This window comes from Streptomyces sp. NPDC001604 (assembly GCF_042893475.1).
In the GTDB taxonomy this organism is placed as follows: domain Bacteria; phylum Actinomycetota; class Actinomycetes; order Streptomycetales; family Streptomycetaceae; genus Streptomyces.
Genome location: NZ_JBIAUY010000002.1, coordinates 146,358 through 159,895, shown reverse-complemented (window position 1 = coordinate 159,895; position 13,538 = coordinate 146,358). Strand labels below are relative to the sequence as shown.

The 13,538-nt window shown below is 71.3% G+C and carries 8 protein-coding genes and 1 tRNA gene; all 9 read left to right on the top strand.

Translation table 11 applies throughout. The features are described 5' to 3' along the window. Window positions 1-240 precede the first annotated feature (240 nt). Window positions 241-834 carry a small secreted protein gene (locus tag ACFY1E_RS05930; protein WP_389071943.1) on the top strand — a complete coding sequence of 198 codons (594 nt, stop codon included), beginning with the start codon at window positions 241-243 and terminating at the stop codon, window positions 832-834. Between the two features lie 44 nt (window positions 835-878). Next, window positions 879-2,423: a methyltransferase gene (locus ACFY1E_RS05925; protein ID WP_389071940.1), complete on the top strand. Its 1,545-nt coding sequence runs from the start codon at window positions 879-881 to the stop codon at window positions 2,421-2,423. A gap of 344 nt (window positions 2,424-2,767) precedes the next feature. After that, complete coding sequence (locus ACFY1E_RS05920; RefSeq protein WP_389071939.1) at window positions 2,768-2,965, top strand: hypothetical protein; 198 nt, start codon at window positions 2,768-2,770, stop codon at window positions 2,963-2,965. 249 nt (window positions 2,966-3,214) lie between these two features. Next, window positions 3,215-6,049 carry a type I DNA topoisomerase gene (gene topA, locus ACFY1E_RS05915; RefSeq protein WP_389071937.1) on the top strand — a complete coding sequence of 945 codons (2,835 nt, stop codon included), beginning with the start codon at window positions 3,215-3,217 and terminating at the stop codon, window positions 6,047-6,049. A gap of 195 nt (window positions 6,050-6,244) precedes the next feature. Next, window positions 6,245-9,460 carry a dTMP kinase gene (gene tmk / locus ACFY1E_RS05910; RefSeq protein ID WP_389071935.1) on the top strand — a complete coding sequence of 1,072 codons (3,216 nt, stop codon included), beginning with the start codon at window positions 6,245-6,247 and terminating at the stop codon, window positions 9,458-9,460. 263 nt (window positions 9,461-9,723) lie between these two features. After that, window positions 9,724-10,929, top strand: coding sequence for a DNA polymerase III subunit delta' (locus tag ACFY1E_RS05905; protein ID WP_389071932.1), 1,206 nt, complete (start codon window positions 9,724-9,726; stop codon window positions 10,927-10,929). A gap of 122 nt (window positions 10,930-11,051) precedes the next feature. Then, the gene (locus tag ACFY1E_RS05900; protein WP_389071930.1) at window positions 11,052-12,635 is read left to right on the top strand and encodes an alpha/beta hydrolase; all 1,584 of its coding nucleotides are present in this window, start codon (window positions 11,052-11,054) and stop codon (window positions 12,633-12,635) included. A 107-nt stretch (window positions 12,636-12,742) separates the two neighbouring features. After that, window positions 12,743-12,819, top strand: a tRNA-Thr gene (locus ACFY1E_RS05895). Window positions 12,820-13,237: 418 nt separating this feature from the next. Then, complete coding sequence (locus ACFY1E_RS05890; protein WP_389071927.1) at window positions 13,238-13,498, top strand: hypothetical protein; 261 nt, start codon at window positions 13,238-13,240, stop codon at window positions 13,496-13,498. The last annotated feature ends 40 nt before the right edge of the window (window positions 13,499-13,538 follow it).

The window sequence follows — 13,538 nt, the reverse complement described above, 5'->3', positions numbered from 1 at the left end:
GTTGTCGTCCCCGCGCCGGGGGGGGGGGGGGGGGGGGGGGTGGGGGGGGGGGGGGGGGGGCCCCCCCGGGGGGGGGGGGGGGGGGGGTGGGGGGGCCCCCCCCCCCCCCCCGCCTCGTGTCTTCACACCCCCACCGTGAGCCTTCTCTCGCCTGGTGCAATTGGTCACAAAAGGTGTCATAGTCGTCGTTCGGCATGCGGCTGTCACCCGCCCGGCGTGTATGTTCCGGGGCCGAGAGCCATGGAAGGGACCAATCCGGTGAACAAGAAGCTCGCGGCCGCACTGTCCGGCGGTGCGGTACTGGTACTGGCGCTGTCGGGATGCACCAGCAGCAGCAAAGGCAACGACAAGCTGGATGCCTGGGCCAAGCAGGTCTGCGACGCGGTGCAGCCGCAGGCCAAGAAGATCGAGGCCGCCAATGCCGCGATCCAGAAGCAGACCTCGGACAACAGCACGCCGGACGCCGTCCGCAAGACCGACTCCCAGGCCTTCCAGGACATGTCGGACGCCTACAAGGCGATCGGTGACGCGGTCCAGAAGGCCGGGGCCCCCGATGTCGACAACGGCGCGAAGAAGCAGACGGACGCGGTCAAGGAGCTCGACGACATCGCCGCGTCGTACGCCGCTCTGAAGAAGCAGGTCGACGGTCTCGACGTCAAGGACCAGGCCAAGTTCGCCGACGGCCTGAAGGGCATCGCGACCTCGCTGGACAAGCTGAGCACGAGCGGCAACGACGCCCTGAAGAACCTCGAGGCCGGCGACGTCGGCAAGTCGATGGCCAAGCAGTCCAGCTGCAAGAGCGCTTCCACCGCCCCCTCGCCGGCGGTGAGCTGAGCCGAAGCTGCAGACGACCCCTCGGCCCCGCCACAATGGGGGGCGTGAGTACCTCAGGCCTGCCCGCCCTGCCCGCTGCCCCTGCTCCCGGCCGTACCGACGTCGCCGCCCGGCTGCGCGACGCCCTGCTCGGGGCGTCCTTCACCGCCGACGGCCTGCTCGAACTGCTCGGCGCCCCCGCGTACGCGGCGCTGGCGCGCAGCGAGACCGTGCCCGCACTCCGGGCGACCCGTGGGGACACGCCGCTGGAGGTGCTCGTACGGCTGTTCCTGCTGCAGCAGCCCGTGCCGCACGCGCGCGTGGCCGACGTCCTGCCCGTCGAGGAGTGTCTGGAGGACGGCTGGCTGGTGCGCGTCGGTGGAGCCTCCAAGGACGACGTGGCCGCCACCGTGGACGTACGGCCGTACGGCGGGCCCGGCGGCGAGGACTGGTTCATCGTGTCCGACCTCGGGTGCGCGGTCGGTGGAGCGGGCGGGATCGGCAGCCGTGAGGAGGGCGTCGTCCTCGGGGTCGGCGGCGCGTCCACGACCCTTGCGGGCATCACCGTCCGTACGCCGGTCTCCGCGGCCCTCGACCTCGGCACCGGCTCCGGCATCCAGGCGCTGCACGCCGCGCAGCACGCCACGCGCGTGACGGCGACCGATCTCAACCCGCGCGCGCTGCACATCACCGCGCTCACGCTGGCGCTCTCCGGCGCACCGGCGGCCGAGCTGCGCGAGGGCTCGCTGTTCGAGCCGGTGCGCGAGGACGAGACGTACGACCTGATCGTGTCGAACCCTCCCTTCGTGATCTCGCCCGGCGCACGGCTGACCTACCGGGACGGCGGGATGGGCGGGGACGATCTGTGCCGCACGCTCGTTCAGCAGGCGGGGGAACGGCTGAACGAGGGCGGGTTCGCGCAGTTCCTCGCCAACTGGCAGCACGTGGAGGGGGAGGACTGGCAGGACAGGATCAGGTCGTGGGTGCCTCGCGGCTGCGACGCGTGGATCGTGCAGCGCGAGGTCCAGGACGTCACGCAGTACGCCGAGCTGTGGCTCAGGGACGCCGGTGACCACCGGGGCGACCCGGCCGAGTACCAGGCGCGCTACGACGCCTGGCTGGACGAGTTCGAGGCGCGCAAGGTGAAGGCCGTCGGGTTCGGCTGGATCACCCTGCGCAGGACGACGGCCGCCGTGCCCTCGATCATCGCCGAGGAGTGGCCGCACCCGGTCGAGCAGCCTCTCGGCGACACGGTACGGGCGCACTTCGACCGTCTCGACTATCTGCGCGCGCACGACGACGCGGCGCTGCTGGAAGCGCACTTCAAGCTCGTCTCCGAGGTCGTCCAGGAGCAGGTCGGGCTGCCCGGCGCCGAGGACCCGGAGCACGTCGTACTGCGCCAGCACCGGGGCATGCGCCGGGCCACCGAGGTGGACACGGTCGGCGCGGGCTTCGCGGGTGTGTGCGACGGTTCGCTGAGCGCGGGCCGCATCCTGGACGCGATCGCCCAACTGGTCGGCGAGGATCCGGTGTTGCTGCGCGACCGTACGCCGGCGCAGATCAGACTGCTGGTGGAGCAGGGATTCCTCGAGCCGGCGCAGGGCGTGTGACGGACCCCGCAAATCCGTGCCGCGTCCCGAAAACGGCTGTTCGTGCGCCCCTTGCAAATGGGCTGCGAGAAGGTCATCGACAAAGCGAACGAGTTGCTGCAGAACAAGCTCTGCAGCAACTAATTCGAGTCGACCTGGGAGCGGGGCCCGAGCGCATCGGGTACGGCTGAGTGGCGGACCGGAACGGCTGGGCCGCGGGTGAAGACCGGGCGGGTACCGGCCGGGGGTGAGTCCACGCGTGCGTCGGCTCCGCGTTCACCCCGGGTTCGCCTGTGCGCCGCCCAGGCGTGTCAGTCTCGCCGGGCGGGGCACTCGCGAACGGGAGAAAAGGGGCACGGCAAGCCATGGAGAGCGGACCAGCGATCTTCGCGGGAGTGGTGTTCGCCCTGTTCGGAGGGGCGCTGCTGACATGGACCGTGACCCGGGTACGGCACCGGGAGCCGGTCGCCCACGGTGTGAACCCCGTCGCATCGGCAACTGTCGCGAGCCTTGTCTCGGTGATCATGCTGGGCCTCGGAACATGGTGCCTGAGCCGGGCCTGAAAGGAGCCCCGGAGCTGCGGCTTGGTTAATTGAGAGGTGATCCTCCGGACTGGCTCGAAAAGGCCGGTGGGTACTCCGGGCGGCAGGAATGGCGGTAGTCGGGTTACCGTTCGAGTGGCCGTTGCGGGCTTTTCCCGTTTGACACGGGGGCGGGATGTACCGTCACACTCCGCAGCGTCACCACGACCCGCCCCCGGGACCGAGAACCATCCGGGGAGGCCCCAGCGTCGACCGGAGAGAAGAGCGAAGTTGTCCCCGACCAGCGAGACCGCACACGGCGGCCGCCGACTCGTCATCGTCGAGTCGCCTGCCAAGGCGAAGACGATCAAGGGCTACCTCGGCCCCGGCTACATCGTCGAGGCGAGCGTCGGGCACATCCGCGACCTTCCCAACGGTGCCGCGGAGGTGCCGGAGAAGTACACCGGCGAGGTCCGCCGCCTCGGTGTGGACGTTGAACACGACTTCCAGCCGATCTATGTGGTCAACGCTGACAAGAGGGCCCAGGTCAAGAAGCTGAAGGACCTGCTCGCCGACTCCGACGAGCTCTTCCTCGCCACCGATGAGGACCGCGAGGGCGAGGCCATCGCCTGGCACCTCCTGGAGGTGCTCAAGCCCAAGGTCCCGGTCAAGCGCATGGTGTTCCACGAGATCACCAAGGACGCGATCCGCGAGGCCGTCGCCAACCCGCGCGACCTCAACAAGCGCATGGTCGACGCCCAGGAGACCCGCCGCATCCTCGACCGTCTCTACGGCTACGAGGTCTCGCCGGTCCTGTGGAAGAAGGTCATGCCGCGCCTGTCGGCCGGCCGCGTCCAGTCCGTCGCGACACGACTCGTGGTGGAGCGGGAACGCGAGCGCATCGCGTTTCGTTCCGCTGAGTACTGGGACCTGACGGGCACCTTCGCGACCGGCCGCGCGGGGGATCCGTCGGACCCGTCGTCGCTGGTCGCCCGCCTGCAGACCGTCGACGGCAGGCGGGTCGCGCAGGGCCGCGACTTCGACTCCCTGGGACAACTCAAGAGCGCGAACACCCTCCACCTCGACGAGGCGAACGCCCGCGCCCTCGCCGCCGCCCTGGAGAACACGCAGTTCTCGGTGCGCTCGGTCGAGTCCAAGCCGTACCGCCGCTCGCCGTACGCCCCGTTCCGTACGACGACGCTGCAGCAGGAGGCCAGCCGCAAGCTCGGCTTCGGCGCGAAGGCCACCATGCAGGTCGCGCAGAAGCTGTACGAGAACGGCTACATCACCTACATGCGTACGGACTCCACGACGCTGAGCGACACCGCCGTGGCCGCCGCCCGCGCCCAGGTCACGCAGTTGTACGGCGCCGACTACCTGCCGTCGGCCCCGCGGACGTACGCCGGCAAGGTCAAGAACGCACAGGAGGCGCACGAGGCGATCCGGCCCTCGGGTGATCGTTTCCGCACGCCTGCCGAAACGGGCCTGACCGGCGACCAGTTCAAGCTCTACGAGCTGATCTGGAAGCGGACCGTCGCCTCCCAGATGAAGGACGCGACCGGCAACTCCGTCACGGTGAAGATCGGTGGCACTGCCGCCGACGGCCGGGACGTCGAGTTCAGCGCGTCCGGCAAGACGATCACCTTCCACGGCTTCCTGAAGGCCTACGTCGAGGGTGCCGACGACCCGAACGCCGAGCTGGACGACCGCGAGCGCAGGCTGCCGCAGGTCGCCGAGGGCGACCGGCTCAGCGCCGAGGAGATCACGGTCGACGGGCACGCCACCAAGCCCCCGGCCCGCTACACCGAGGCCAGCCTGGTCAAGGAGCTCGAAGAGCGCGAGATCGGCCGTCCGTCGACGTATGCGTCGATCATCGGCACGATCCTCGACCGCGGCTATGTCTTCAAGAAGGGCACGGCCCTCGTCCCGTCCTTCCTGTCCTTCGCCGTGGTCAACCTCCTGGAGAAGCACTTCGGGCGGCTCGTCGACTACGACTTCACCGCCAAGATGGAGGACGACCTCGACCGCATCGCCCGCGGCGAGGCGCAGTCCGTTCCGTGGCTGAAGCGCTTCTACTTCGGCGAGGCCAACGGCATCGGCGGCGCGGCCGAGGCGGGCAACGGCGACGGGGACCACCTCGGCGGTCTCAAGGAGCTGGTGACCGACCTCGGTGCGATCGACGCCCGCGAGGTGTCGTCCTTCCCGGTGGGCAACGGCATCGTGCTGCGTGTCGGGCGCTACGGCCCGTACATCGAGCGCGGCGAGAAGGACGCCGAGGGCCACCAGCGGGCGGACGTGCCCGACGACCTCGCGCCGGACGAGCTGAGTGTCGAGCTCGCCGAGGAGCTGCTCGCCAAGCCGAGCGGTGACTTCGAACTCGGCGCCGACCCGGAGACGGGCCACCAGATCATCGCCCGGGACGGCCGCTACGGCCCGTACGTCACCGAGGTGCTCCCCGAGGGCACCCCGAAGACCGGCAAGAACGCCGTGAAGCCGCGTACGGCCTCGCTGTTCAAGTCGATGTCGCTGGACACGGTGACGCTCGAGGACGCGCTCAAGCTGATGTCGCTGCCGCGGGTCGTCGGTACGGACGCCGAGGGCCAGGAGATCACCGCGCAGAACGGCCGCTACGGGCCGTACCTGAAGAAGGGCACGGACTCGCGTTCGCTGCAGTCCGAGGAGCAGCTCTTCACGATCACGCTCGAAGAGGCCCTGCAGATCTACTCGCAGCCCAAGCAGCGTGGCCGTGCGGCCGCCAAGCCGCCGCTGAAGGAGCTGGGCACCGACCCGGTCAGCGAGAAGCCGGTGGTCGTCAAGGACGGTCGCTTCGGGCCGTACGTCACCGACGGGGAGACCAACGCGACCCTGCGCTCCGGCGACAGCGTCGAGGAGATCACCCCCGAGCGCGGCTTCGAACTGCTCGCCGAGAAGCGGGCCAAGGGGCCCGCCAAGAAGACGGCGAAGAAGGCACCCGCGAAGAAGGCCCCGGCCAAGAAGGCGACGGCCGCCAAGAAGACGGCTGCGAAGAAGACGACAACGGCGAAGAAGACGGCTGCCAAGACGACCGCCGCCAAGAAGACCACCGCGAAGAAGGCGACGGCTTCCAAGACGACGTCGGACGACTGAGTCAGGACCGCAGAGTAAGGACGGCGGAAGAAGGACGGCGGAGGAAGGACGGCTGAGTCAGGGACGACTGAGCCGGGGCATCTTCCTCCACGGACGCTTCGCAAAACGAACGCCCCGATATCGCTTTGGTGTCGGGGCGTGCGCACGTCCGCACGCGCGCCCCGGGCTGTCAGTCGGTCCCGATAGGCTGAATGCATGACGCGAGCCGAGCAGCCAACGGCCCACCACCCGGCCCCCGACGACGCCCTTGTCGCGGACTCCCGCGAGCGTGCCGTCCGCGCCCTGCTGCGCCGACCGCAGCTGCGGCAGCTGTGGAGCGCACAGCTCGTCGGCGGAGTCGGGGACACCCTCGCCGTCCTGGTGCTGGTGTTCCTCGCCCTCCAGGCGGCGATCGCCGAGGGCTCGTTCGGCGGCGGCTACCGGGGCGTGGCGTTCGCAGTGGCGACCGTTTTCGGAGTGCGCATCCTGACGACGCTGCTCTTCGGAGCCGTCCTGCTGGGGCCGCTGACCTCGCTCACCTCTCAGGAGGGCCCGCTCGACCGCCGCTGGACCATGGTCGGCGCCGACGGCGTCCGGGTCGCCGCGCTGATCGTCGCGCCCCTGTGGATCGACTGGACGCCGGACAACGCGCTCGCAGCCCTGCTGGTCACGGCCTTCGTCACCGGAGTCGCCGAGCGCTTTTGGACGGTGTGCCGCGAGAGCGCGGCGCCGGCCCTGCTGCCGGCCCCGCCCCCGGAGGGCGCGACGGTACGACCGCTGCCGGACCACATGGACGCTCTGCGCCGCCTGTCGCTGCGTACGAGTTTCGTGGCGATCCCGCTGGCGGCTGCCGCGCTCGTCGTCGCGGGGCTGCTCAACAACCTTCTCGGCACCGGGCTCGACTGGTTCGACCAGCACCAGGCTGCCCTCGCCTCGTACCTGGCGGCCGGGCTGTTCGCCGCGTCGCTGTCCGTGGTGGCCTTCCTGGAGCTGCCCGACACGCGCACCCCGCGTGCGCGCTCCCCGCTCGAGGGGCTGCGCCGCCCCAAGACGGGCACGGGCGTGGACAAGGGGCGCACGGGCGCCATCCCGCTGCTGGTGCTCTCGGCCGCCGCCGTCGCGGGGGCGGTCTCCGCGGCCGTCGCCGTCTGCGTGCTGCACGCCAAGGACCTGGGCGGCGGCCCGGTGACGTACGGGCTGCTGGTGCTCGCGCTGACGGGCGGTGTCGTCGTCGGCATCCGTACGGCGCCTTCCGTGCTGCCGACCCTGTCGCGGCGCCGGCTGCTCGCGCTGGCGATCGCCTTCACCGGGGTCGGGCTGCTTGCCGCCGGCCTCGTCCCGGACGTCACCACGGTCATGCTGATCGTCGCGCTGGCCGGCATCGGCGCGGGCGTGGCCGCCAACACCGGGCACACGCTGCTCGACCAGGAGGCCGAGGACTACCGGCGAGCGCGTACCACGGAGCACCTGCACGCGGTGGTACGCGTGTGCGTGGCGCTCGGCGCCGTGATCGCGCCCGTGGTCGCGGCGGGAATCGGCCCGCACCGGCTGGAGAACGGCAAGTTCGTGTTCGCACACGGCGGCGCCGCGTTCACCCTGATGCTGGTGGGGGCGCTGCTGCTGCCGGTGGCCGCGCTGGTGCTGGCCAAGGTCGACGACCGCTCGGGCGTGCCGCTGCGGCACGACCTGCGGGACGCGCTGCTGGGCGGCGACGACCCGGTGACCGTACCGGCCTCGAACGGTTTCTTCATCGCCCTGGAGGGCGGCGACGGGGCCGGCAAGTCCACGCAGGCCGAGGCCCTCGCCGAGTGGATCCGCGGCAAGGGCCACGAGGTCGTGCTGACCCGCGAGCCGGGGGCGACACCGGTGGGCAAGCGGCTGCGGTCGATCCTGCTGGACGTGTCGAGTGCGGGACTGTCCCACCGGGCGGAGGCCCTGCTGTACGCGGCGGACCGCGCGGAACACGTGGACACCGTGGTCAGGCCCGCGCTGGAGCGCGGCGCGGTGGTCATCTCCGACCGCTACATCGACTCCTCGGTGGCCTATCAGGGCGCGGGCCGTGACCTGTCGCCGACCGAGATCGCCCGCATCAACCGCTGGGCGACGAACGGACTCGTACCGCATCTGACGGTGCTCCTCGACGTCTCGCCGGACATCGCGCGCGAGCGGTTCACGGAGGCGCCGGACCGGCTGGAGTCGGAGCCGGCCGAGTTCCACGCGCGCGTGCGGTCCGGTTTCCTCACGCTGGCCGCGGCCGACCCCGGGCGGTACCTGGTGGTGGACGCGGGCCAGGAACCCGAGGCCGTCACCACCGTCGTACGGCACCGGCTCGACCAGCTGCTGCCGCTGTCCGAGGCCGAGGTGAAGGCCCAGGAAGAGGCGCGGAAGAAGGCCGAGGAGGAGGCCCGCCGCAAGGCCGAGGAGGAGGCCGCACGCAAGGCCGAGGAGGAGCGGCTGGAGCGCGAGCGCCAGGAACAGCTCGAGCGGCTGCGCGCCGAGGAGGAGGAGCGCAAGCGACGCGAGCTGGAGGAGGCGCAGCGCCGCGAGGCCGAACGGCAGGCGGAGGAGGCCCGGCTGCGCGCCGAGGAAGCGCGCCGCCGTGCCGAGGAGGAGCAGGCCCGCCTCCTCGCGGAGGAGAAGGCCCGCGCCGAGGAGGAGGCCCGCCGCAAGGCCGAGGAGGAGCGGCGGCGCAAGCAGGCCGAGGAGGAGGCCCGGCTGCACGCCGAGGCCGAGGCACGGCGACTGGAGAAGCAGCGCAAGGCCGAGGAGGCGCTGCTGCGGGCCGAGGAGGCCAGGCGGCTCGCCGAGCAGGCCGCGGCCGCCGCGCAGGCGGGCCCCAGGCGGCCCGCGGCGCCCGCGGTGCCGCCGGACGCGTCGACGGTGCCGACGCCGGTGGTGACGCCGACGAACGCGTCGGGCGGACCGGTGGAGGAGACCGCGGTGCTGCGGCCGGTGCACGAGGAGAAGCCGGACGCTGCGCGGACCGGCGGGTCCGAGTCCGACGTGACGGCGGAGCTGCCGCAGCCGCCGGCTCCCGCGGGAGCGACGGACGAGACGGCTGTGCTGCCGCCGGTGGTACCCGGAGCGGCCGACGAGACGGCTGTGCTGCCGCCGGTGGTACCCGGAGCGGCCGACGAGACGGCTGTGCTGCCTCCCGTGCGGGGCGAGGACCCCGCGCATCGGGTGCCGCCGGGGCTTTTCCGGGACGAGCGCACGGATGCGCGGCCGGACGGCGCCGAGGACCGTACGCGGGAGATGCCCCAGATCGACCCGGAGGGCGAGCCCCGGCGCCGGGCGCGCTCCGACTGGGCCGAGGAGACACCCCTGGACGACCTGCCGACGCTGGCGGACGAACTGCTCGGCCCGCGCGATGACGAGCACGACGACGACGGTGCGGGCCGCGGGCGGCGCGGCCGGGGGCGTCGGGGCTGAGGCGGCGGGCCCGCGCCGCTCGGTGTCGGCCTCGGTGTCGGGGCGATCGGGGCCGGCTGGTGGTGGCAGTGCGGGATTGCAGGTCTGGTCCGGGGGACGTTGAGGCCTGGGTGGGACAGCTGGTGGCGTGGGGCCGGCTTTTTTGCCGTGCCGGGGTGCGGGCCTTCGAAGCCCTGTCGCCGGGCGCTCGGCCGTCGTTGTCAGTGGCGGGTCGCACAATGGATCCCGCAACGTGAAACGTGACGAAAGGGCGGGGTGAGCGCATGACCGTCTGGGACGACCTCGTCGGCCAGGAGAAGGTGGCCGAGCAGCTCGGCGCCGCTGCCCGGGACGCCGATGCGCTGGTCACCGCGGCCGCCTCCGACGCACCGCCGCCCGAGGCGTCGAAGATGACGCACGCCTGGCTGTTCACGGGCCCGCCGGGCGCCGGGCGGACCCAGGCGGCGCGGGCGTTCGCCGCCGCCCTGCAGTGCGTCAGCCCCGACCGCGCCCTCGGCGGAGTCCCGGGCTGCGGGTTCTGCGACGGATGCCACACCGCCCTGGTCGGCACGCACGCGGACGTCACCACCGTTGCCGCCGTCGGCACGCAGATCCTCGCCGAAGACATGCGCGACACCGTCCGCAAGTCGTTCACCTCGCCTGCCAACGGCCGCTGGCAGATCATCCTCGTCGAGGACGCCGAGCGGCTGAACGAGAAGTCCGCCAACGCCGTCCTGAAAGCCGTGGAGGAGCCCGCCCCGCGTACGGTCTGGCTGCTGTGCGCCCCCTCCATCGAGGACGTCCTGCCCACCATCCGCTCCCGCTGCCGCCACCTGAACCTGCTCACGCCTTCGGTGGACGCCGTCGCCGACCTGCTCGTACGGCGGGAAGGCATCGAACCGGCCGTTGCCGCAGCGGCGGCCCGCGCCACGCAGGGGCACGTCGACCGGGCCCGCCGCCTGGCCACCGACCCGGCCGCCCGCGAGCGCCGCGCCGCCGTCCTGAAGCTCCCGCTGCGCGTCGAGGACGTCGGCGGCTGCCTCAAGGCCGCCCAGGAACTCGTCGACGCGGCCGCCGAGGACGCCAAACAGCTCGCCGAGGAGCGGGACGGCAAGGAGACCGAGGAGCTGAAGGCAGCGCTCGGCGCGGGCCAGGGCGGCCGGATGCCGCGTGGCACGGCGGGCGTGATGAAGGACCTGGAGGACAAGCAGAAGCGGCGCAGAACGCGTACGCAGCGCGACAGCCTCGACCTCGCCCTGACCGACCTCACCGGCTTCTACCGCGACGTCCTGGCTCTCCAGCTCGGCACCCGCGTGGCCCTCGCCAACGCGGACGCCGAGAGCACCCTGGAGCGCCTCGCACGCGCCGGTTCCCCCGAGTCCACCCTCCGCCGCATCGAGGCGATCGCCGCCTGCCGCGAGGCCCTCGACCGCAATGTCGCTCCACTGCTGGCGGTGGAGGCGATGACGATGGCCCTCAGAGCGGGCTGACGGCGCAGCGGGCTGACGGCGCGCGAAGGCCGGTGATCAACAGGAAGTTGACGAGGTAATTCGTACGAGCCACGGTGTGCACGGAGAGCATCTGCACGGCTGCATAGAGTTACCATCTCCTGATGTACATCAGGCGCAGCTCCCGTCCCTGCAGTCCCAGAACCGCAGCCACCCTCCTCGCCGCGGCCGCACTGCTCGTCTCCGCCTGCTCCACCGGAGGCACCGCGAGCACCGGCGGCAATGCGGCGGATGCGGTGCTGGCCGCGCTGCCGCGGTCGACACCGTCAGCCCTTTCGCCGTACTACGGGCAGAAGCTGAGCTGGCGGACCTGCGGTGCCGCGGGCTTCGAGTGCGCCACGATGAAGGCACCGCTGGACTACGCCAGGCCGGACGCCGGGGACGTACAGCTCGCCGTCGCCCGCAAGAAGGCCACCGGCAAGGGCAAGCCGCTCGGTTCCCTGCTGGTGAACCCGGGCGGCCCGGGCGGCTCGGCGATCGGGTACCTGCAGCAGTACGCCGGTGTCGGCTACCCGGCCCAGGTCCGCGCCCGCTACGACATGGTCGCCGTCGACCCGCGCGGCGTCGCCCGCAGCGAGCCCGTCGAATGCCTCGACGGCCGGCAGATGGACGCGTACACACAGACGGACACCACCCCCGACTCCGTCCATGAGACCAACGAACTCGTCCGCGCGTACCGGAAGTTCGCGGAGAGCTGCGGGCAGCACTCGGCCCGGCTGCTGCGGCATGTCTCCACCGTCGAGGCGGCCCGCGACATGGACATCGTGCGGGCGGCGCTGGGGGACTCCAAGCTGACCTATGTGGGGGCGTCGTACGGGACGTTCCTCGGGGCGACGTACGCCGGACTCTTCCCGGAACGGGTGGGCCGGCTGGTGCTGGACGGCGCGATGGACCCCTCGCTGAGCAGCCGCGAACTGAATCTGGACCAGACCGCGGGATTCGAGACGGCGTTCCAGTCCTTCGCGAAGGACTGCGTGCAGCAGCCCGACTGTCCGCTCGGCCGCAAGGGCACCACGCCCGCCCAGGTCGGCGCCAACCTCAGCGCCTTCTTCAAGGAACTGGACACGCACCCCATCCCCACCGGTGACGCCGACGGCCGCAAGCTCGGCGAGGCCCTCGCCACCACCGGCGTGATCGCAGCGATGTACGACCAGGGCACGTGGGCGCAGCTGCGCGAGGCGCTGACCTCGGCAATCAAGGAGAACGACGGCGCGGGCCTGCTCGTCCTCTCCGACAGCTACTACGAGCGCAACGCCGACGGCCACTACGCGAACCTGATGTCCGCCAACGCCGCCGTGAACTGCCTGGACCTCCCGGGCGCCTTCGCCGGTCCCGAACAGGTGGAGAAAGCGCTCCCGTCCTTCGAGAAGGCCTCCCCGGTCTTCGGCAGGGGCCTCGCCTGGGCCTCCCTGAACTGCGCGTACTGGCCGGTGCAGCCGACGGGCGCCCCGCACCGCATCAAGGCGAAGGGAGCCGCCCCGATCGTCGTGGTCGGCACCACCCGCGACCCGGCGACCCCCTACCGCTGGGCCCAGTCCCTGTCCCGCCAGCTCGCCTCGGCCCGCCTCCTCACCTACGAGGGCGACGGCCACACCGCCTTCGGCCGCGGCAGCACCTGCATCGACTCCACGATCGACGCCTACCTGCTCCGCGGAACCCCTCCGACCCAGGGAAAGCGCTGCTCATAGCCCTGCGACCAGCCCCGCGGAGGCACCGCCCGGGGCTGGTACGGAGCACCCCTCGAAACTGTGTAGACTTACCGACGTTGCTGATCGCACCATGGTGCGGACGGCGCGCCGCCTTAGCTCAGATGGCCAGAGCAACGCACTCGTAATGCGTAGGTCTCGGGTTCGAATCCCGAAGGCGGCTCCATTTGGAACCCCGGGTCAGGCCTCTGACCTGGGGTTTTCTGTCATTCATGTTGTCTCGTCCGGCCGGGATTGCGGCTGTTGACCAGTGCAGCCGCAATGCGTAGGTCGGAGGTTTCTGGTGGTGTGGTTCGCGGGGGTGCGCGTGCCGGTACCCCTCTGACCTTGTGGGTTCGAGGGCTCGCCGCCGCCTGATCGGTTCTGGTCGGCAATGGCCTGCGGGAGGGGAGCGCATCCGTGCATCTGTAGTGCAGCAGCTGGCATTGATGGCGGGCGTCCGAGCGGGAAGCGCTGGCTATGGCCAAGTTGTCGATGTCGCACAACCCTGCGCAGGAAGGTTGGCTCGGTCGGTTCCGTCGGTCCGGTGATGCCGTCCGGGGCGAGGGCGGGAGTGTGAATGCCGTACGTGCGCGAGGTGCACCGTGGTACTCCCGGAGCCGTCCGGACGGCGCGAGTTGAAGGCCGACGATGCGGAGATCCTCGCGGCCTCGAACTCCGGCTACGGCGTGCCCCCACTGCTCGGCTCGATCCCGCCCGCCTCCTCATCGAAGGTCTACGACACCTCCACCCGGCCGGAAGAGCCGCAGGGCGGCCCGGCGGCGCGAACGCGGAAGGACCGCGGAACGAGCCGGAATCCTCAACGGGCGCATCGACTGGAAACGGTTATCGTCGAGCGGGCGTGACGAATAAGTTCAGCTATAATAACTCCATCTATATGTTGGA

Bases quoted from the DNA above. Each gene is read 5' to 3' on its own strand.
- ACFY1E_RS05905 (WP_389071932.1), top strand. From the start codon at position 9,724: ATGACCGTCTGGGACGACCTCGTCGGCCAGGAGAAGGTGGCCGAGCAG.
- ACFY1E_RS05900 (WP_389071930.1), top strand. From the start codon at position 11,052: ATGTACATCAGGCGCAGCTCCCGTCCCTGCAGTCCCAGAACCGCAGCC.
- ACFY1E_RS05930 (WP_389071943.1), top strand. From the start codon at position 241: ATGGAAGGGACCAATCCGGTGAACAAGAAGCTCGCGGCCGCACTGTCC.
- tmk (WP_389071935.1), top strand. From the start codon at position 6,245: ATGACGCGAGCCGAGCAGCCAACGGCCCACCACCCGGCCCCCGACGAC.
- ACFY1E_RS05920 (WP_389071939.1), top strand. From the start codon at position 2,768: ATGGAGAGCGGACCAGCGATCTTCGCGGGAGTGGTGTTCGCCCTGTTC.